Source organism: Streptococcus sp. FSL E2-3494, from assembly GCF_038007085.1.
Lineage (GTDB): Bacteria > Bacillota > Bacilli > Lactobacillales > Streptococcaceae > Streptococcus > Streptococcus thermophilus.
The window spans coordinates 864,061-883,296 of record NZ_JBBOWN010000001.1; the positions used below are offsets into that span (position 1 = coordinate 864,061).

The window sequence follows — 19,236 nt, forward strand, 5'->3', positions numbered from 1 at the left end:
AGCTTTCGAAGGTTGATGATAAACCAACATCAACACTATTATAATACTATATTTTCTTTGAAGACTAAAATAATTTTTCCATAAAAATGCACTCTTTAAAAAGTTGCAAAATTCAATCTAACATTATTGTAAGATTTGCTGAGAAAGGGCGATTCTTATGTCATTTTTGTTATAATAGTGAGAAATGAAAGAGGTTGAGTTATGCATAAGATTTTATTAGTTGAGGACGACGAGGTTATCCGTCAACAAGTCAAGAAAATACTAGAACAGTGGGAGTACGAAGTTGTTCTTGTTGAAGATTTCATGGAAGTATTATCTCTTTTTGTAAAAGAAGAACCCCACTTGGTTCTTATGGATATTGGTTTACCTCTATTCAACGGTTATCACTGGTGTCAGGAAATTCGGAAGGTCTCCAAGGTGCCTATTATGTTCTTGTCTTCCAGAGATCAGGCCATGGATATCGTTATGGCAATCAATATGGGTGGGGACGACTTTGTGACTAAACCCTTTGACCAAAATGTTCTCTTGGCAAAAATTCAAGGGCTTTTGCGCCGATCTTATGAGTTTGGAAAGGATCAGAGTCTTTTGGAATATATGGGTGTGATTCTGAACCTTAAGGCCATGGATCTGGTTTATCAGGGAGAAGTCGTTTCTTTGACTAAGAATGAATTTCAGATTTTACAAGTTCTCTTTGAGCGTTCTGGTAATATCGTTAGTCGTGAAGACCTCATGAAGGAGCTTTGGAATAGTGACTTCTTTATTGATGATAACACTCTCTCTGTAAATGTGGCACGTTTACGTAAGAAGTTAGAGGCAGTTGGTTTGAAGGACTTTATTGAAACCAAGAAAGGTGTCGGTTACGGGTTGCGTCATGATGGATAAGCGTCAATTTATCACATATCAGATTAGGTCTCGTCTACCTTTCTATCTTTTGCTTATTTTTAATGGAATCATCTTGGTTTTGTTTGCTTTTTTATTTGAAGAGGCAGCAGATATTCTTCATTATGCCTTGACCATACTGACATTTGTGGCTATCATCATAGTTATTTGGGACTTGGTTAGCTCTTATCAGTCTTATAACTTAGCCTATCTCTATGAGAAAATGACACCATCAAGTCCTTTAGAGTTTTATCTAGCTCAGGCCTTGGAAAATGCTAAGGAGAGTCAAATGGTTCAGACTGAGGAGGAGCGCAAGCGCTATACAGATTTGATGGACTACTATACCCTTTGGGTGCATCAAATCAAGACGCCAATAGCAGCCAGTCAATTATTGTTAGGGGATGTTACAGATAGTAAAACGAGGGCTCTCTTGGAGCAAGAGGTCTTCAAGATTGATGCCTACACCAATCTGGTCTTGCAGTATTTACGTTTGGAAAACTTTCATGATGATTTGCAGTTGAGGCAGGTTGCATTAGACCCCTTGGTTAAAGAAGTTATTCGAAAGCATAGTCTTTTCTTTATTCAAAAAGGGTTGACTATTAACCTAGATGACCTGGATGTTAAGGTTATTTCAGATGAAAAATGGCTCTTAGTCATCATTGAGCAGGTCTTGTCAAATAGTTTGAAGTACACAAAGAGTGGTGGCATTGACATTTACTTTAAAGATAATACGCTTTATCTTAAAGATTCTGGGATTGGTATCAAGGATAGTGATATTTTACGGGTTTTTGAGCGTGGTTTTTCAGGTTACAATGACCGATTGACTCAGCAGTCGTCTGGGTTAGGTCTCTATCTTTCAAAGAAAATTGCTGATCAGCTTGGACATGATATTAGTATTAGCTCCCAAGTAGGTCAAGGAACCACGGTTTCCATTCATTTTCAAAAGCAGAAGTTGGCTATTGATTAATAACTTACAAAAGTGTAAGAAATAAGACTAGAAATGAAAGCAAGGGTTATGGTTGAGACCTTGCTTTTTCTATAAAATGGTATCAGAAGTTAAGTAAGAGGTTCCTAAAATCTCTTCCAAATCTATTAAATAAAGGAGCTTATTATGACATTACTAGATGTTCAACATGTTAAAAAAATTTATAAAACGTGTTTCAAAGGAAATCAAGTTGAAGCCCTTAAAGATATCCATTTTACGGTTGATAAAGGTGACTATGTTGCAATCATGGGTGAGTCCGGGTCAGGAAAATCAACCTTGCTTAATATCCTTGCCATGCTTGATAAACCAACAGCAGGGCGTGTCTATCTGAATGGTATGGACACAGCAAGAATTAAAAATAAGGATGCTTCCAGTTTCCGTCGTGAAAGATTAGGATTTGTTTTCCAGGATTTCAATCTTTTAGATACCCTATCTGTTAAAGATAATATCTTGCTACCTTTGGTCCTTTCTCGATGCTCAGTTAAGCAAATGATGACACAAGTTGAAGCTATCAGTCGTCAACTGGGAATTCACTCTTTGCTAGAGAAGTACCCTTATGAAATTTCAGGTGGCCAAAAACAAAGGGTTGCAGTTGCGCGTGCGATCATCACTAAACCAGAAATCCTCTTAGCAGATGAGCCAACAGGCGCCTTGGATTCCAAATCTTCAGCGGCACTCTTGGATGTCTTTGATACTATTAATGCCAGCGGTCAGACCATTCTTATGGTAACTCACTCAACATCGGCCGCCAGTCGAGCGCAGCGTGTTTTGTTTATCAAGGATGGTATTCTTTATAATCAAATCTTCAAAGGGGATAAGTCTGAACATCAAATGTTCCAAGAAATTTCCGATACACTTACAGTAATGGCAAGTGAGGTGAACTAATATGTTTCGTCTAACCAATAGACTGGCTTTGTCCAATCTCATAAAAAATCGTAAGCTTTATTATCCGTATACATTGGCAACTATTCTGGTTATTGCTATTACCTATATTTTTACATCTTTAACGCTTAATTCGCATCTGGATGACTTAACTGGGGCAGATGCTATCAAGATGGTTTTGGGGTTGGGACTTGGAATTGTCGCCCTATCCTCTGGGATTATTGTTCTTTATGCCAACAGCTTTGTTATGAAAAATCGTTCAAAGGAGCTTGGTCTCTATAGTGTGCTAGGCTTAGAGAAACGTCACCTCTTTAGCATGATTTTAAAAGAAACGATGATTATGGGTTTTGTGACTTTGCTTCTAGGTATAGGTGTAGGGGCGCTATTCGATAAACTCATTTATGCTTTTCTTCAAAGGATTATCGGTGAAGGTACTGGTTTGGTTTCGACCTTTCAAGTAATGACGATCCCTATTGTTCTTGTCATCTTTGCTTGTATTTTTAGTTTGTTGGTTTTGGTAAATGGTTTCCGATTACTACGGCTTAATCCTTTACAATTAACTAAAGATGGCCTTAAGGGTGAGAAAAAAGGACGTTTCCTAGTTATTCAAACCCTTTTAGGACTTGGGACTATGGGATATGGTTACTATCTTGCTCTCTCTGTTCAGAATCCAGTAACGGCTATTATCAGTTTTTTCCTAGCTGTTTTACTGGTCATTTTAGGGACTTATCTTCTCTTCAACGCTGGGACAACAGTAGTTCTGCAACTCTTGAAAAAGAAGAAAAGCTACTATTACAAGCCTAATAATATGATTTCCATTTCCAACCTTGTCTTTCGGATGAAGAAAAATGCAGTTGGGCTTGCAACCATTGCTATCCTCTCAAGTATGGTTCTCGTGACGCTTGTAGGTGCTGCAAGTATCTATGCTGGAAAAAAAGACTATCTGGCGAGTGCTGCTCCACATGATTACACAGTTACCGGAACGAATGTAGATGTAACAAGTACACAAAAGGTTATGGATGATTTCTTATCACAGTCGGGAAATCAGGTCAATAGAAAAACGGAAGTAACTTACCTCTACTTTGGTATCAAAGAACAAGAAAAAAACAAGCTAACCATCTTTTCTGAGAATGAAAGAAAAGTTCTACCAAAGTCAGTTTTTCTTGTCTTCTCACAAGCAACTTATAAGCAATTAACAGGTAAAGACCTCAATCTGACTTCAAATCAAGTTAGCTTATTTACTAAAAATAAAATATTGAAAGATCAAAAGAGTGTCTCTATTAATGGTCAAAACTACCAGATTCAGGAAAGCCTTAATGACTTTATTAAAGGTAAAGTACCTAATATCTTTACAACCATAGTTTCTGATTATAGCTACCTTGTCGTTCCTGATATGGATATTTTTAAAGAAAGTATCAAAGGAACAGCAACAACTCAATCTACTTATGTTGGTGTTAACGTCAAAGACCCTACACATGAAGCCAAGAAAAATTCAGATTTGTTAGACAAACTCACGGATAAAGAAATGCAACAGTTAGCTGGACAAACTACTGGTGTCCCTGGGCCTAACCTCACTGCTAATAGCCGATATGATGTAGAAGGGATGCTAAATGGCTTTGTTGGCGGAACCTTATTTATCGGTATTTTCTTATCCATTATCTTTATGCTTGGCACAGTTCTCGTGATTTACTATAAACAGATTTCTGAAGGTTATGAGGATCGTGAGCGCTTTGTTATTCTTCAAAAGATTGGGTTGGACGACCTTCAAGTCAAGCAAACCATTCGTAAGCAAGTTCTTACCGTCTTCTTCCTCCCTTTGATTTTTGCCTTTATTCACTTGGCCTTTGCTTATCATATGATCAGTTTGATTGTGCGTATCATTGGAGTTCTCAATCCAGATCTTATGTTAGTGGTTACAATTATTGTTTGTGGCGTTTTCTTCTTAGCTTATGTCTTGGTTTTCGTCCTAACGTCGCGTTCTTATCGTAGAATCGTATCAATGTAACTGACATAGAGTCTAGTTCAAGCTAGGCTCTATTTCTTTTATGCTATAATAGATGAAAGAATTATAAATCATCGGAGAAAACACATGTCACAGACTATTGATGTCAAACGTTATGAGGAATTGGCACGTCAAAAGCAGGGGGAGCACCGTAAGTTTCTAGCACAACTTAAGAAGAAGGCTCCTAAAAATTTAGATAAGATTGTTCAGGAGGTGCACAATGAAGTCTTTCAGGAGATTGATTGTACCCAGTGTGCTAATTGTTGTAAGACGCTTGGTCCCGACTTCACAGAGCAGGACATTACTCGCATTGCCAAGCATTTTCGAATGAAATTACCTGCCTTCGAAGAGATGTACCTGCAGGTAGATGAGGATGGCGACAAGGTCTTCAAGTCTATGCCTTGTCCTTTTTTAGGGCCTGATAATCTCTGTGATATTTATGATGTCCGTCCTAAGGCTTGTGCAGCCTTTCCTCACACGGATCGTAAGAAAATCTATCAGATCAATCATCTGACTATAAAAAATACGCTTTTCTGTCCAGCAGCCTACCTTTTTGTGGAAAAACTCAAGGACAGGATTTAGGGAGGACTTGTTATGAAACGCTTTAATTCAGGTGTTATTACCTTACTTATCATTGCAGCCTATTTTATCGCAACAGCTTTTATTCCAGATTTGTATTTGGCTTTTAATTATAAGTTGATTTTAGCCTTGCTTTTTGTGCTTTTGAGCTGGCAATCTAAGGGAAAATTTCTCTTTTTCTTGGGGATGGCCTTTCTATCAACCTACATACATGACCTTTTTCGCTTGGACTATTCGGAATGGACTCTCTTTGTAGGGATTCTTATCTTGGGGATTGCAGTGGACCGTTTGAGCAAGCCAAGTTATAAGAAAAAATTCTCTTACAAGGTGTCTAAAGAACATGAGCGAGAAATTTTTGCTAAGACTCTTTTTTCAGAGTCTGTGCAAGTGGTGACTTCTCAGAATCTTGAAACTGTCTATGCCAATGCTGATTTTGGGCGTTTGACCTTGGATTTGCGTCAGGCTCAGTTTATGACGGACCGACCTCAGATTGTGGTTCAGGCAAATTTTTCTCAGGTTATCATTCGAGTGCCCAAGGATTGGCAAGTGGATACACATGGGCTTCATACAAGCCTAGCAGGAGTGAAAGGCTACGATAGTCTAGGAGAGCGAGAGTTATCAAGCACTACAGTTTCTCTAACAGGCTCAGTATCCTTTGGACAAATAACTGTCAAACATTGAAAATGATGAAAGAGCGAAAGCTCTTTTTTTCTTGCAAATCCTTTTAATATAACATTGAATACGTTTACAAATAGTGCTATACTGATAGTGAAAATAATTGGAAAATTGCAATCATTTCTTTAGAAAGGAGTTTTCTTATGGAACGATTTAATCTTCGGTCCTTCTTGTTGCTTTTACTAGCAGCTTGTTTTATCGCTAGTGCCTTTATTCCAGATTTTTGGATCATGGTCAACTATAATCTGGTCTTCTTCTTGGCCTTCTTTTGTTTTGGTATCTTGAATAGGCGACCTCTCCTTATTTTTCTTGGTTTGGCCTTCTTATCACCCTATGTTCATGACTTGTTAAACCTTGACTTTGCACAGTGGAATCTCTTTAGCGGTATCTTTCTAATAGGTTTGGCTTTAGAGTTGCTATATGGCCGTAGTCAAAAGAAAGATCTCACTAAAGACTATAAGGTCAATAAGAACGACCAAGAAGGACCACATATTTCTGTTAAGACATATATGGCTGAGGATAGGTATCGCATCTATTCTCAAGAAGTCGAAACGGTTGATATGAATATGGCTTTCGGTGAGCTGTGGCTGGATTTGAGTCAAGCCAGCTTTGCATCAAGTCAGGTAGCAGTTCATCTTGATGCTAAGTTTGGTGAAGTTCATATTCGACTTCCTCATGGTTGTGTCATGGACACCACTGGAATCTCACATCCCCTATCATCTGTAAAGGTGGATCGTTTTGAATCTGATTTAGAACAAGTTGAAACGAGACTTCATCTGAGCGGAAGTCTCTTCTGCACTGAGCTAGAAGTGGAGTATTAAGGGAGTCCAATGATATCAGCTCTTTTGTCAATTAGGATGGTTCCTATACAAAAGAAAGGAAATCACAGGTATGAGTGAAACGGTTATTCAAGTCACGTCTCTTGGAAAAAGAATCAAGGGGAAGACAATTTTAGAGGATATTAGTTTTGAGATTAAACAGGGAGATTGTGTCGCCTTGATTGGACCTAATGGGGCGGGTAAGACTGTCTTGATGTCCTGTATTCTTGGCGATAAAAAACACAGTAGTGGGCAAGTCCTCATCGAAGGCAAGTGGAATTCTGTCAATATTTTGGACACATTTTGGGAGAATTCTAAGATATTTGGTAGAAGACAAAGGATATAAGAATGGAATCAATTTATGGGCACCTCTAAAAACTCCTCAAAAAACCTATAAAATGAGATAATAGAAATACAAGTATAAAACTCGATAAACGAGGTTAAACACGATGCATTTATTTACTGATGATGAAAAAATCTTGTCAAAACTCACTGAAAAAGGTAATCCATTGGAACGTCTAGACGCTGTCATGGATTGGCAACTCTTTCTCCCCTTGTTATCAGAATTGTTTTCTCGCAAGAATAAAGTTATTGGTCGTGGAGGTCGTCCTCACCTTGATTACCTCATGATGTTCAAAGTCCTTTTACTTCAACGATTACATAACTTGTCTGACGATGCTATGGAATATCAATTGCTTGATCGCTTATCCTTTCGTCGTTTCGTTGGTTGCCACGAAGATAATGTCCCAGATTCAAAAACTATCTGGCTTTATCGAGATCGCTTGACTCAATCAGGTCGCGAAAAGGAATTATTCGACTTGTTCTATACTCAACTCTCGGACGAAGGTTTGATTGCCCACACAGGTCAAATAGTTGATGCTTCATTTGTGGAATGTCCTAAGCAACGCAATTCCCGTGAGGAAAACGAGAAAATCAAAGCGCATGAAACTGTAGAAGGTTGGAACAAAGCCAAACGATGCCAAAAAGATATCGATGGGAGCTGGACTCAAAAAGGGGGTGTTCGTTACTTTGGCTATAAAAATCACGTCTGTGTTGATAGAAAATCAAAGCTAATCAAAGATTATGGCGTCACAACAGCTAGTATACATGACTCCAATGTTCTAGCTTCTCTTTGTGATGCCAACGAACCTGTATTTGATGATAGTGCCTATGTGGGGAAAAGTGTTCCTGACAACTGCCAACACCATACCGTCCGTCGTGCTTTCCGAAATAAACCATTGACCGATACTGACAAGAACATTAACCGTCATATTGCCAAAGTCCGTTGTCGAGTTGAGCATGTTTTTGGTTTTATTGAAAATAGCATGAAGGGAAGTACCTTTAGAGGGATTGGAATGGATAGGGCAAAGACAAATGTGACCTTAACCAACCTCCTCTATAACATCTTTCGATTTGAACAGATTAAACGACTAGGGTTGAAATCATGGGCTTAGTGCGCCCAAAAATTGGGAAATAGCCTTGAGTAAGACTCACAAACAAAAATTTACAAGAAATAAACTGTAGATTAAAGATAAATTTGACGCTCTAGATGCTCTACTGGTGTTTTTAGAGGTTCCCTTATGTAAGTCAAAAAGACATGTTGGAAATCTGTCAAGATGGGGATAAGTATTTCTTGCGTTATCCAACTTTTAATATTACCTGCCCAGAAGTGATTAGAGAAATTCCCAAAGAAGCTGCTGACAGCTATATGTCGGGAGAACATACTGGTAAAGAGTTGATGAATTATGCGCAATATGGTTTTTGGAAATCTAAAAAAGAGTATACACAAGATGAATCCGATAAGCTCTTCATCGAAGATCATCCTTCCTTTATTTTGAAAAATCCTGAAAATAGCCGTTGTCTTTTTACAGCAGAGGAATTTAGACAAATTGTCACCCAAGCCATCTCTTCAGAACTTAAGCCAACTGAACTTGACGCTATTGGTACAGTTGATAATCATTTGGAACTTCTTCTGGTGGATTCAGTCGACTGGGAGGAAGAAATAGAAGCCGTCCATCTTGAAATTCTGCAAGAAAAAATTAACAATTATATTCACTTCCTCGAAAGCAAGCAGTATGTGGAGCGATATGGCGATAGCTTTGACAAAAAAGTCATCCATATTACATTCCAGTACTCTCCGTCTGATAATGGTTTAGCTTTTTTAGCTGCTGTTCAGAAGGTATTGCAACCAACGGATATGAGTTTGAAGCTAGAATTGCCGGAGTGATAAAGAGAGCGAAAGACGCTTTCTTTTTAAAATAAAACAGAGTGGGAATTCTATGTATGTTTCAAGTATCGAAATGTCAAAAAAATAAATTTTCTTCCTATGCACATAAAAAATAGCTTTCTAATCAAACAATTTGATAATGTTCCAAAAAAAATATAATGGCTTATTATTTGAGAAAATTGGATTATTAGTTACAGAACGGTATTCAATAATTATAAAAGGGATTATCATCTATTTGGATAAAAATTATTATAACGGACAAATTGACTATGAAATTGAAATAGAGTTTACAACAAATACTCTACCATATGCTATAGATGTAATAGACACTTTACAATTAAAAGATAAAAAGTCTAATTATGGAAAGAAAAAACGATTATTAAGAAGTATCAATTACAGAACAAGAGAAAGGAAAGAAAATTAATGGAAAATAAATTAATAGCACATAGTTTGATAATGTTTAAAAATAAATATCTTGTAATAAAACGTAGTGATATTAAACGAGGAGAAAAAAATTATTATCCCTCTTATTGGGATATTCCAGGTGGGAGTGTAGAAGATGGGGAGCTTCCTAGACAAGCTGCAATCAGAGAGTGTCAAGAGGAAGTTGGCCTAGTTATTTCATTAGAAAACATTATTCATGAAGATAGTAATATAGATAATAATAAGATATTTACAAGACTTGTCTATAGTGCCAACTTACTTCAAAATGAAAATATCAATATTAAATTAGATCCAGAAGAACATGTGGAGTATAAGTGGATAAAAAAATTTAGCTGATTTAGACGGGGAAAGTATAGTACCATACTTATATGATATTATGAAATAGTCATTTAGAAACGAAAAAAATTGAAAGTAATTAAAGCAATGAATAAATGGTATGATCACTAATAATAGACTTTTTAGGAATGATAATAATATTTTGTGAGATGGAGTTTGCTAAGGAGGAATAATGACATGGATTCTAATGAATTATTAAAATTAGGTGAATTCTATAAAGAGTTGAGAATTGCTAGAAAAGTTAAACAAAAGGATGTTGCAAAAAATAAATTATCAGTTTCTCAATTATCAAAATTTGAATCTGGCCAAACTATGCTTTCTGCTGATAAGATGTTAGAAGTAATTGAAGGTATTAATTTAACATTTTCAGAATTTGGATTTGCTCTTAGAGATTATAAACCTACTCAACATCAGTTACTTATGAATAAAATTTCGAAGCTATCAGCAGAAAACGATAAACAATCATTGCTTAAGCTACTTGACAAATACAAAGAAAGTCAATTGTTATATGATAAATTAAATACTTTGGTGATAAAAAATGCTATTCATCTAATTGATAGAGATTTCACTTTATCTCTAGATGATAGCAAATTTTTATCGAATTATTTATTTGATATTGAAGATTGGACTGCTTATGAAATCCATCTTTTTGGGAATACTATGCCTTTCCTATCTGACACAGATTTGTTATTTTTAGGAAAAGAACTGGTATCACGCTCAGAAATTTATAGTCCCTTGTTAGATTTTAGAAAGGCTTTAAAGTATACATATTTAAATTTAATTTCTGAGTTAGTAGAACGGAGATTAACAACTCATTTCAACTTTTTTGTCAATCAGTTAAGAATGATTCTTGATGTATTTGATACGTTTGAAATAATTTTATTAAATTTTTTAGTCCTAGTATACTCCTACTTAATAGAAAATAGTGTTAATCTTGAAGAAGTTGAGCAATATATTTTAAAAGTTTCTGAAATAGAACAATTAGGTCTCTCTAAGATATTAGAACAGAGACTATCCCAATATCTAAGAACTAACCAAAAGGGGGAAAGATAATAATATCTATTACCACAACAGTTTGTATAAAGAGAAAAATGGCTATTACTTTTTTCATGCTGTATCCTCCTAATCAATAGTTTGACTGTTATACTAACATAAAATTTATCAATTCAGCAAAATTGAAGATATGAAATAAATTTATTAAAAAATTTCATATCTTCAATTTTTTAATTTTGTGACATAAATAAGTTATAATTGGGATATCATAACGAAAGGGGAACAGGCATATGTTTATCGAAGATATCGAAGTAGAAGAACAAGTATGTAATGGCGGTTGCTTTATTGCTTGTTAATCTAAGAACAAGAAAAAGTGGTATATAGCTATTACCACTTTTTCTTAATTTTTGCATATGTGTTCAGTAGATTTAAAATGAAATATATACTAAAATCCGGAAGAGGTTTTGTCAAGAGAGAAAAAGATATAATTATGTATCCTGCATGTAAAGGGGGAGAGAAAGTGATTCATTCTCCTTGTATAAAAGAACTGTGGGAGGAAATGAAATATTTAGATAAAAATTTTTCATATAATAACATTGATATATATAACCTTCTGAAAGAAAATTCTCTTGTTTTTGAAATTAATGAAGATGAATGGGATGATTATCAACGATTATCTAGGAATATACAATTTTTATCATTACATAACGATATTGAACCTAATTTACAGTATAAATCTATAATTGATAAGAAAATATTAATAATTGGTCTTGGAACTGTCGGGGCACCTCTTGTTTATGAATTAGATAAATTTGGTTTTAAAAATATTGTAGTTATTGATGGCGATAGTGTTGAATTAAAAAATATTACTGCACAACTAGGGTATTCTATATCTGATGTTGGACAATTAAAAACTAAGACACTTCGAGAAAAAATCAGTAGTATAAAAGAAACGATCGATGATTATCTTTCGGTTGATAATATTGAAAAGAATCTGTATGATATAAAACCAGATATTATATTTTGTTGTGCTGATGATTCAACTGGTAATTTAATAAAATTATTAATCTCTAAAATGTCTAAATATAATTATACTCTGTTTTTGACAGGATATTCTCAAGAAGAATTAATTGTATATCATATGACTAAAGAGAATCAACAAGTCTTTTTGAATTATTTTAATGAACAACCTTATCTCTTGAAAACACAGTTTATATCCCATAATACAGGAACGATAGCAAAAGGGCTCATGAGTGCATCTTTAGCCTTTAATACCCTCATTAAAAGTTTTTATCTTAAAGTTGATGACATATTATTTTTTAATTTTAGATTGAACACTATCTATACTCAAAATTTGAGATATTTAAATCTTAATGAATTTGAAAAAAGATATATATTTAGGAATATAGAACAAGAAATATTGAAGATAGAGTATATTTTACAGCATACAACAGATTTCGATAAAGAAGAAATAATAAAAAAAGTCTTCGAGTTTAATTACTATACATATCTGACTTTCTGTACAGATATTACTAATCAAAATTATAAATATCTCAATAACCATCTAGATTTTCTTTTTAATAGAATTTATGGAGATTCTATTGAAGACCACTTTAGATCGGAAATTTTGCAACTAGAAACATTAAAGGCTGATTACTATAAGAAAAATGGGATTCCAATTGTAAATTACTCTAAGTTTAGACGTAATATCCCTATATTCGATGATATTTTATTGGATTATAAAAATTTTGTCTTCTCTCCTAAATTCAAAGATGTATATAACAGTCTCTTAAATAAGAGAAAAAAATTTATAGAAAATATATCACGGCAATTAAAAACACGATATGGCTTCGACTTTATTGAGTTGATTTCTAAAAATCTTAGAGTTTCTATTAATACTAAGAATCTTGATAAATATGATTTTTTGGAATTTGAATTTTTAGAATTGGAAAAGATAGTAGCTACTGATGCTTTCGAGATGATTTTAAGAGCTATAGACGATAAAGAATTTTTCAATTTTGTTGAAAATTATCGTAACAATGGATTTATCGATTGTGAAAAAAGAGCAGGTAAAACTCATAAGAATTTTACTCTCTATAACCCATATACAAAGACATCGAAAATAATAATGACATATCAAGAAAATTTTATGGGGGTAATGAGATTATCCCATGAGCTGATGCATGCATATTCTTATGATCTGTTTAAGGAACGATTACATTTAAATGAATTATATAAAATTCCTAAAAGCTTTTGGGAAATTTTTGCAAAATTAGGTGAGTTATTTGTTGCCGATAGTCAGGAAAAATTATCTGTATTTTTTAGAAAATCTTTTTACCAATATGTATTTTGTCAAATTGATTATAATGTTTTGAATTTAAGTAAAAATTCTTCTATAGAGGATATTTTGAAGATTAAGTCAGAGTTTTTTAACTCAATTGGTTTACTTCCAGAATTACTAGAATACACACAGTACAACTTCATTGACTATAGCATGCTGTATTCAAAGCATTTTTATGCTTATGATGCAGTGTTTTCAGATATTATTGCTTTAGGTATTTATAAATATTCTAAAAAACTTAATTATTCATTTGGAGAAATAATTTCTATTATAGCGTCCATTTCAACATTTACTATTGACTCAATAAAAAACGAATTTAATATAGAAATTGAGAGTTTAATAGAATCCTATGTATCTGAAATAAATAATTTTTTAAATAATTTTTTTTTGGAGGAAATGAAAGATGAATATTTTAAGGGAAAATAAATCTTTTAGAGCTTTAGCTATATCTGCATTTTTTAATAAATTGGGTTCATCTATGTATAATCTAGTTTTTGTATCTTTTGCTGCTACTATGCCTAATAACAAATTAGCTGTAGGTATTGCTAATATTATTGTCTTAATTCCTGTATTTTTTACATTATATATAGGAATAAAGGCTGATGAGACAAAATTAAAAAGGAGGTGGTTGATTTTACTGGGATTCGTTCAATCTATTTTGTTCATATTAGTTGGATTATTGACTCAGACTACAACTTGGTTGGCATTTTCTATAATATGTTTAATTAATATAGTCTCAGATATTATTAGTGACTATAGAGGTGGGCTAGAGCTCCCTATTTTTCAACATACAGTTAAACAAGAAAATCTAATAGAAGCACATTCTGTAAATCAATTTATTTCATATGTTTGTAATTTTTCTGGTCAAGCCTTAGGCGTATATGTGTTGACAATTTCAAATGATAATTTTGGCCTTGTCGCAGTTTTTAATGCTTTATCGTTCTTTGCATCGTCATTTATACTAATTAAATACAAAAAGTTTTTATTGCATACTAATGTGGAGATATATCAAAAATCATTTGTTTTAAAAATTAAAGAAACTTATTTAGGTTTAAAAGAAGTTTTTCAAAAGTCTGAAAAGACAAATTTCACATTAATGTTACTATCTATTTTACTTATTAATGCTTTAGGTAGTGGTTTTTCAGCTATATATAATATATTTTTTTTAAAAGTACCTCTTTTTGGATTAACATTTAGTCAGTCAGTATTTATATTGCAGATTATAATGATACTTTTTAGTATTATAGGAACCATAAGTCCTCATGATTATTTTTCAAAATTACGTCTCATTTCAATAATATTTTTAGATTCAATTATCATTTTTGCTATATCTCTGAATAATAGTCTTGGTGGGCCCCAAGTTTTATCTATGTTTGGACTAGCGTTTTTATTTTACTTGAGCGGTAAAATTAATCCCAAAATAAATAGTCTCTTGATGTCTTCACTTCCTAGCGAGCTTTTAGCAAGAAGTGGTGCATTGTTATCTTTGCTTTTCATGTTGGCTATGCCAATTGGAAATATCATTTTTACTATTTTTAGTTTGTTTGCTATTCAATCAGCTTGGCTTTTATACTCAATCTGCGCTTTTATAGTTTTATTATTAACACTTAAATTGACCAATGAGAAAGAATAGATTTACTCCTTACCATTTTGATATTTGGGCTCCATTTCCAAGTAGTAGATATTACCAGAAGATTGGACTGCCTTTGCTCTAGCTGTTGCACTTATTCTTGCAATTTATCATGTTAAAATCTCCCATCATGATTGAAGGATGAAAGATTCGACTTGCGGCCGACATTATTTGTGGTAGAAAGCAGATTGCCGATTTTCATAACAATGATTATGAAAAGTGGAGAAAAGATTATGAGCTTGTTCGTTCTAATTTAAACCTTCATTTTTTGTAGCCTAAACACAAGGCGCCAACGATTAATACTTATCGCTACACTAAATATTTAGATAGGATTGATTATCTACTTTTTGTCTTAACCAAGATGGGTTATTATAGCGAGGATCGGTCTAAGGTTGTTGGCGTCATCATTGGAAAGAGAATTGCCAAAGCACCAAGAACAAGGGCTAATCATTTCCTAGTCGTTAAGGTTGGTGACACTAAACGTAACTTTTTCGTCAGCCAATCTAACTTTAATATTCTTGAAAAGGGTGATAGCCTTTGGCTACGGAAAGTCAGAGTGCATTATAAAGGACGTGTCGTCCGCACTTTTTACGAACTCGCTGATCGATATTAGACAGTAAGAAGCTGACCTTGGGTCGGCTTTTTTTACGTCACATGACAAATGTCATATCATGTCATGACATCTGGTGCTAAAAAGAGAATGACCAAAAAGATATACTTTAGTCATAACTTAGAAATAATAAAAAACGAAAGAGGTCATCTCATGAAAATCAAAACATCTTACCTTGTCTACGCTGTTATCGCAACTGTCTTTGCTGGACTTAGCATGTTTACTGATATCTTTGAAAAAGGCAACTTTGAAGCTATTTTCTCAAATCTTGGCATGATTATTGGCTTGTCTATCTCAGCCTACATTCTCATCACTATGGCTAAAAGTTTTATCGACCTTGTCATTAATGAATTGAAAAACTAGGAGATCTAGCATGAAACTATTGAAACTACTGAGCATCATACTCCTAGCTACAATTTGGATCACCCTCTTTGTCTATGTCGTACTTCATGGTAGTAGTGGTATTCTCTACAGTGTTATGGGTGTCTCAGTTGCAGCTTGTTATGTCTTTTTAGCCTTCTACCAAAAGAAAGGAAATCACACACATGAGTGAAACAATCCTTCAAGTCACAAATCTTGTCAAAAAGATTAAGGGAAAAACGATTTTAGACCATATTAGCTTTGAGGTAGGACAAGGCGACTGTCTTGCTTTAATTGGGCCAAATGGTGCTGGTAAAACGACCTTAATGTCCTGTATTCTTGGCGATAAGAAAGCCAGTAGCGGTCAAGTCTTTATCAAGGGTAAAAAGGGAAAAGCGCAAGATCAAATTGCGGTTCTCCTTCAAGAAAATACTATTCCTTCACAATTAAGAGTTAGGGAACTGATTGCTTTTTTCCAAGATATTTCTGAAAATGGGTTATCTAAAGAAGAAATTCAAGCACTCTTACAATTTAAAGATGACCAGTATCAGCAGTTTGCGGACAAACTCTCAGGAGGGCAAAAACGTCTTCTTGCTTTTGTTCTCTGTCTTATTGGTAAGCCTGACATTCTCTTTTTAGATGAACCGACAGCAGGGATGGACACTACGACACGCCAACGTTTCTGGGAAATCATCAATGATCTGAAAAAGTCAGGTGTGACCATCCTCTATTCGTCCCACTATATCGAAGAAGTCGAGCACACAGCTGACCGTATTTTGGTCCTTCATCAGGGGAAACTCATCAGGGATACTACGCCACACGCTATGCGTAGCGAAGAAAAGGAAAAACAAGTCACCTTATCAAGTCGCTTTGCGCCAAGTCTTGACAAACTGGCAGACATTTATGATGTGACTGAAAAACGTGATGTTGTAACCTTTATGACTAAAGATATTGAAAGTGTATGGAGTAGTTTACAAGCTCACGGCTGTCGCATTTCTGACATTGAAATTCAAAACAAAACACTTTTAGATAGCTTATTTGATAGCACAAGGGAGGACAAGTCATGAAAGCACTACTTAAAATCGAATGGATAAAAACATGGCGCAGTTGGCCCGTCTTTATCATGTCTATCGGAATGCCCGTCGGATTTTTCCTCTTGTATTCAGGTATGGAAATGAGTCCTGACCCAGAGTCACAAAAAGCCTTTATTTTGTCCTATATGCTGACCATGACAGGATTCTCTATGTCCAGCTTTGGTTTCTTTACCTTTCCCTACATGCTTAGAGAGGATCAAACGGAGCATTGGCTAACCTATATCGAACATTCAAAAATCAGTATTCAGGCCTACTACCTCTCTAAAATCTTCCGAGTTCTTATGAACTTTATGGTTGCTATCATCGTAACTTTCTGTGTAGGAGCTTTTGTGCGTGATGTTAAGATGCCATTATCACATTGGCTTGGTTCAGGGGCTCTTTTACTCTTGTCAAGCCTAGTCTTCCTATCCTTTGGCTTGCTCCTAGCCCAAATTAAGTCTCAACAAATCATGGCTATTGTCGGAAATATCGTCTTTCTTGGACTTGCTATTATCGGTGGTTCTTGGATGCCAGTTACCATGTTTCCAAAATGGGTTCAGCACATTTCGGAGTGGACACCCATCTATCATATTAATCAGTTGGTAGTCAATTTTGCGAAAAAAGGGGAATTTTCATGGAAATCACTCATTTTTATCCTGGTCTATGCTACAATAGCTACAGGCTTAGCCCTTTTTATTAAATCTTACAGAGAAAGTGACCATGTTTAGAACTTACCAGAAAAATGATTTCGCTTATTTTGTTAGTCTGATTTTCCTTGTCTTTCCAGTATTGGGAGTCTTTGGTGGGTATTTTCCAGTTTGGACCATAGTTTTGACTGGACTGTTTACCATCGCTTATCTCCTGATGGTGTATTTGAAAAAAGCTTATAGTAAGTGGATTCCCTTTCTGTGGTTTTACACTCTAGCTTACATTATCTTTATGACCCTGACCTTCCAGGGGGGGATGATGTGGTTTATTTTTTTCAACGTCAATCTTCTCGTTTGGCGCTTTGAGGATAGCATATCATCTTATCGCTTCTTATCCTTTCTAGCGACACTCTTGATTTTGACGTCATCATCCTTCCTATTGACAGACGATTTGAGTACCCACCTGCTGTCTATGGTTATTCCCCTCTTTTCTTTGGGAATGTACTATTTTCAAAACCGTATGCGTCAGGAGAGAAAGATGGAAGAAGCCAACCGTACCATCAATATCCTATCAGCTGAAAATGAACGTAATCGTATTGGTCGTGACTTGCACGATACCTTGGGACACACCTTTGCCATGATGAGTCTCAAAACCGAGTTGGCTCTAAAACAGATGGACAAGGAGCAGTATGAAGCTGCTAGAAAGAATCTGGAAGAATTGAATCAGATAAGTCGTGACTCCATGTATGAGGTGCGTGAGATTGTCAATAAGCTTAAGTACCGAACGGTGGCAGAGGAGTTACTGGAACTTGAGCGACTCTTTGACCTATCTGATATCGTCCTGACCGTGGATAGTAGCCTTGACTTAGACAGCCTGTCACCAGTTAGTCAGTCTACCTTGTCCATGGTGCTTCGTGAACTGGCCAATAATGTCATCAAACATAGCCAGGCTGATAGCTGTCAGATTCGTCTAAGACGTGATCAAGGTATTATCCTTGAGTTTGAGGATGATGGTTGTGGCTTTGAGGAAGTCACTGGACAAGAACTACACAGTATCAGAGAGCGCCTCAGTTTGGTAGATGGAGACTTGGAAATTCTGTCTCAATCGCATCCAACCATGATTCGTGTGCATTTGAAAGAGGGAGGAAAAGCATGAAATTATTAGTCGCCGAAGACCAGTCAATGTTGAGGGATGCCCTCTGCCAACTCCTCATGTTGGAAGACGATGTCGAAGATGTCCATGCGGCCAGTGATGGTCAAGAAGCCATTGATCTCTTGAAAAAAGAAGAGGTCGACGTAGCAATTTTAGACATTGAAATGCCAGTTAAGACAGGTCTTGATGTCCTAGAGTGGATCCGTGCCAACCAAAGAGAAACGAAGGTCGTTATTGTGACCACCTTCAAACGTAAAGGCTATTTTAAACGAGCCCTTGCAGCCCAGGTGGATGCTTATGTGCTCAAAGAGCGTTCCATCAGTGACCTTATGGCGACCATCCATACCGTCCTAGCAGGTCAAAAGGAGTACTCGCCAGAGCTAGTTGAAGGTGTCGCCTTTGACAATAATCCACTTAGCCAACGTGAACAAGAAGTCTTGGTCATGGTTGCCGAAGGTTCAACTAACCAAGAAATCGCAGAAAGCCTCTTCCTCTCAAATGGAACAGTTCGAAATTACATGACAGCCATCCTGACCAAACTCGATGCAGGCAACAGAACAGAAGCTGTCCGCATTGCCAAAGAAAAAGACTGGTTGGGATGA

21 protein-coding genes and 1 pseudogene are annotated in these 19,236 nt (G+C 35.4%); all 22 read left to right on the forward strand.

The window, feature by feature from the left end:
• The first annotated feature begins 201 nt into the window (after window positions 1-201).
• The 22 genes and pseudogenes from NST05_RS04540 (at window position 202) to NST05_RS04645 (ending at window position 19,236) form a co-directional block, all read left to right on the forward strand.
• Window positions 202-882: a response regulator transcription factor gene (locus NST05_RS04540; protein WP_011681349.1), complete on the forward strand. Its 681-nt coding sequence runs from the start codon at window positions 202-204 to the stop codon at window positions 880-882.
• The gene (locus NST05_RS04545) at window positions 872-1,846 is read left to right on the forward strand and encodes a sensor histidine kinase (RefSeq protein WP_340742984.1); all 975 of its coding nucleotides are present in this window, start codon (window positions 872-874) and stop codon (window positions 1,844-1,846) included. Before NST05_RS04540 ends, NST05_RS04545 begins: the two co-directional genes overlap by 11 nt.
• A gap of 144 nt (window positions 1,847-1,990) precedes the next feature.
• On the forward strand, window positions 1,991-2,749 hold the full coding sequence (locus NST05_RS04550) for an ABC transporter ATP-binding protein (RefSeq protein WP_011681347.1): 759 nt from the start codon (window positions 1,991-1,993) through the stop codon (window positions 2,747-2,749).
• A gap of 1 nt (window position 2,750) precedes the next feature.
• Window positions 2,751-4,751, forward strand: a complete 2,001-nt coding sequence (locus tag NST05_RS04555; RefSeq protein WP_014621753.1) for an ABC transporter permease — start codon at window positions 2,751-2,753, stop codon at window positions 4,749-4,751.
• An 84-nt stretch (window positions 4,752-4,835) separates the two neighbouring features.
• Window positions 4,836-5,330 carry a YkgJ family cysteine cluster protein gene (locus NST05_RS04560; RefSeq protein ID WP_014621752.1) on the forward strand — a complete coding sequence of 165 codons (495 nt, stop codon included), beginning with the start codon at window positions 4,836-4,838 and terminating at the stop codon, window positions 5,328-5,330.
• A gap of 12 nt (window positions 5,331-5,342) precedes the next feature.
• Window positions 5,343-6,008, forward strand: a complete 666-nt coding sequence (locus NST05_RS04565; protein ID WP_011681344.1) for a hypothetical protein — start codon at window positions 5,343-5,345, stop codon at window positions 6,006-6,008.
• Window positions 6,009-6,145: 137 nt separating this feature from the next.
• Window positions 6,146-6,823, forward strand: coding sequence for a hypothetical protein (locus tag NST05_RS04570; protein ID WP_014621751.1), 678 nt, complete (start codon window positions 6,146-6,148; stop codon window positions 6,821-6,823).
• A 70-nt stretch (window positions 6,824-6,893) separates the two neighbouring features.
• Window positions 6,894-7,094: pseudogene (locus NST05_RS04575) on the forward strand (ATP-binding cassette domain-containing protein); the annotation flags it as partial.
• Between the two features lie 175 nt (window positions 7,095-7,269).
• Window positions 7,270-8,274: an IS5-like element ISSth7 family transposase gene (locus NST05_RS04580; RefSeq protein WP_011681261.1), complete on the forward strand. Its 1,005-nt coding sequence runs from the start codon at window positions 7,270-7,272 to the stop codon at window positions 8,272-8,274.
• A 143-nt stretch (window positions 8,275-8,417) separates the two neighbouring features.
• Complete coding sequence (locus NST05_RS04585) at window positions 8,418-9,047, forward strand: DUF6572 domain-containing protein (RefSeq protein WP_340742907.1); 630 nt, start codon at window positions 8,418-8,420, stop codon at window positions 9,045-9,047.
• 139 nt (window positions 9,048-9,186) lie between these two features.
• Window positions 9,187-9,471 carry a hypothetical protein gene (locus NST05_RS04590; RefSeq protein ID WP_011681341.1) on the forward strand — a complete coding sequence of 95 codons (285 nt, stop codon included), beginning with the start codon at window positions 9,187-9,189 and terminating at the stop codon, window positions 9,469-9,471.
• A complete protein-coding gene (locus NST05_RS04595) occupies window positions 9,471-9,827 on the forward strand; it encodes an NUDIX hydrolase (protein ID WP_014621749.1) in 357 nt (118 codons plus the stop codon). Before NST05_RS04590 ends, NST05_RS04595 begins: the two co-directional genes overlap by 1 nt.
• A gap of 177 nt (window positions 9,828-10,004) precedes the next feature.
• Window positions 10,005-10,880 carry an Rgg/GadR/MutR family transcriptional regulator gene (locus NST05_RS04600; protein WP_011681339.1) on the forward strand — a complete coding sequence of 292 codons (876 nt, stop codon included), beginning with the start codon at window positions 10,005-10,007 and terminating at the stop codon, window positions 10,878-10,880.
• 373 nt (window positions 10,881-11,253) lie between these two features.
• Window positions 11,254-13,587 (forward strand): ThiF family adenylyltransferase, encoded by a 2,334-nt coding sequence (locus NST05_RS04605; protein WP_340742908.1) that lies wholly within the window; start codon window positions 11,254-11,256, stop codon window positions 13,585-13,587.
• Window positions 13,565-14,794, forward strand: coding sequence for a transporter (locus tag NST05_RS04610; protein ID WP_064355611.1), 1,230 nt, complete (start codon window positions 13,565-13,567; stop codon window positions 14,792-14,794). The genes NST05_RS04605 and NST05_RS04610 overlap by 23 nt, the downstream gene beginning before the upstream one ends.
• Window positions 14,795-15,152: 358 nt before the next feature.
• Window positions 15,153-15,404, forward strand: a complete 252-nt coding sequence (locus NST05_RS04615) for a hypothetical protein (RefSeq protein WP_014621746.1) — start codon at window positions 15,153-15,155, stop codon at window positions 15,402-15,404.
• 150 nt (window positions 15,405-15,554) lie between these two features.
• Window positions 15,555-15,764, forward strand: coding sequence for a hypothetical protein (locus tag NST05_RS04620; protein WP_011681335.1), 210 nt, complete (start codon window positions 15,555-15,557; stop codon window positions 15,762-15,764).
• Window positions 15,765-15,774: 10 nt separating this feature from the next.
• Window positions 15,775-15,954: a hypothetical protein gene (locus NST05_RS04625; protein WP_011681334.1), complete on the forward strand. Its 180-nt coding sequence runs from the start codon at window positions 15,775-15,777 to the stop codon at window positions 15,952-15,954.
• Window positions 15,947-16,828: an ABC transporter ATP-binding protein gene (locus NST05_RS04630; RefSeq protein ID WP_084828926.1), complete on the forward strand. Its 882-nt coding sequence runs from the start codon at window positions 15,947-15,949 to the stop codon at window positions 16,826-16,828. Before NST05_RS04625 ends, NST05_RS04630 begins: the two co-directional genes overlap by 8 nt.
• Complete coding sequence (locus tag NST05_RS04635; protein ID WP_014621744.1) at window positions 16,825-17,562, forward strand: ABC transporter permease; 738 nt, start codon at window positions 16,825-16,827, stop codon at window positions 17,560-17,562. The genes NST05_RS04630 and NST05_RS04635 overlap by 4 nt, the downstream gene beginning before the upstream one ends.
• Window positions 17,555-18,637 (forward strand): sensor histidine kinase, encoded by a 1,083-nt coding sequence (locus tag NST05_RS04640; protein ID WP_084828925.1) that lies wholly within the window; start codon window positions 17,555-17,557, stop codon window positions 18,635-18,637. Before NST05_RS04635 ends, NST05_RS04640 begins: the two co-directional genes overlap by 8 nt.
• Complete coding sequence (locus NST05_RS04645) at window positions 18,634-19,236, forward strand: response regulator transcription factor (RefSeq protein WP_084828924.1); 603 nt, start codon at window positions 18,634-18,636, stop codon at window positions 19,234-19,236. The genes NST05_RS04640 and NST05_RS04645 overlap by 4 nt, the downstream gene beginning before the upstream one ends.

Bases quoted from the DNA above. Each gene is read 5' to 3' on its own strand.
- NST05_RS04585 (WP_340742907.1), top strand. From the start codon at position 8,418: ATGTTGGAAATCTGTCAAGATGGGGATAAGTATTTCTTGCGTTATCCA.
- NST05_RS04540 (WP_011681349.1), top strand. From the start codon at position 202: ATGCATAAGATTTTATTAGTTGAGGACGACGAGGTTATCCGTCAACAA.
- NST05_RS04615 (WP_014621746.1), top strand. From the start codon at position 15,153: ATGGGTTATTATAGCGAGGATCGGTCTAAGGTTGTTGGCGTCATCATT.
- NST05_RS04595 (WP_014621749.1), top strand. From the start codon at position 9,471: ATGGAAAATAAATTAATAGCACATAGTTTGATAATGTTTAAAAATAAA.
- NST05_RS04635 (WP_014621744.1), top strand. From the start codon at position 16,825: ATGAAAGCACTACTTAAAATCGAATGGATAAAAACATGGCGCAGTTGG.
- NST05_RS04600 (WP_011681339.1), top strand. From the start codon at position 10,005: ATGGATTCTAATGAATTATTAAAATTAGGTGAATTCTATAAAGAGTTG.
- NST05_RS04645 (WP_084828924.1), top strand. From the start codon at position 18,634: ATGAAATTATTAGTCGCCGAAGACCAGTCAATGTTGAGGGATGCCCTC.
- NST05_RS04620 (WP_011681335.1), top strand. From the start codon at position 15,555: ATGAAAATCAAAACATCTTACCTTGTCTACGCTGTTATCGCAACTGTC.
- NST05_RS04570 (WP_014621751.1), top strand. From the start codon at position 6,146: ATGGAACGATTTAATCTTCGGTCCTTCTTGTTGCTTTTACTAGCAGCT.
- NST05_RS04565 (WP_011681344.1), top strand. From the start codon at position 5,343: ATGAAACGCTTTAATTCAGGTGTTATTACCTTACTTATCATTGCAGCC.
- NST05_RS04545 (WP_340742984.1), top strand. From the start codon at position 872: ATGATGGATAAGCGTCAATTTATCACATATCAGATTAGGTCTCGTCTA.
- NST05_RS04560 (WP_014621752.1), top strand. From the start codon at position 4,836: ATGTCACAGACTATTGATGTCAAACGTTATGAGGAATTGGCACGTCAA.
- NST05_RS04640 (WP_084828925.1), top strand. From the start codon at position 17,555: ATGTTTAGAACTTACCAGAAAAATGATTTCGCTTATTTTGTTAGTCTG.
- NST05_RS04605 (WP_340742908.1), top strand. From the start codon at position 11,254: ATGAAATATATACTAAAATCCGGAAGAGGTTTTGTCAAGAGAGAAAAA.
- NST05_RS04625 (WP_011681334.1), top strand. From the start codon at position 15,775: ATGAAACTATTGAAACTACTGAGCATCATACTCCTAGCTACAATTTGG.
- NST05_RS04550 (WP_011681347.1), top strand. From the start codon at position 1,991: ATGACATTACTAGATGTTCAACATGTTAAAAAAATTTATAAAACGTGT.
- NST05_RS04590 (WP_011681341.1), top strand. From the start codon at position 9,187: ATGTTCCAAAAAAAATATAATGGCTTATTATTTGAGAAAATTGGATTA.
- NST05_RS04630 (WP_084828926.1), top strand. From the start codon at position 15,947: ATGAGTGAAACAATCCTTCAAGTCACAAATCTTGTCAAAAAGATTAAG.
- NST05_RS04580 (WP_011681261.1), top strand. From the start codon at position 7,270: ATGCATTTATTTACTGATGATGAAAAAATCTTGTCAAAACTCACTGAA.
- NST05_RS04555 (WP_014621753.1), top strand. From the start codon at position 2,751: ATGTTTCGTCTAACCAATAGACTGGCTTTGTCCAATCTCATAAAAAAT.
- NST05_RS04610 (WP_064355611.1), top strand. From the start codon at position 13,565: ATGAATATTTTAAGGGAAAATAAATCTTTTAGAGCTTTAGCTATATCT.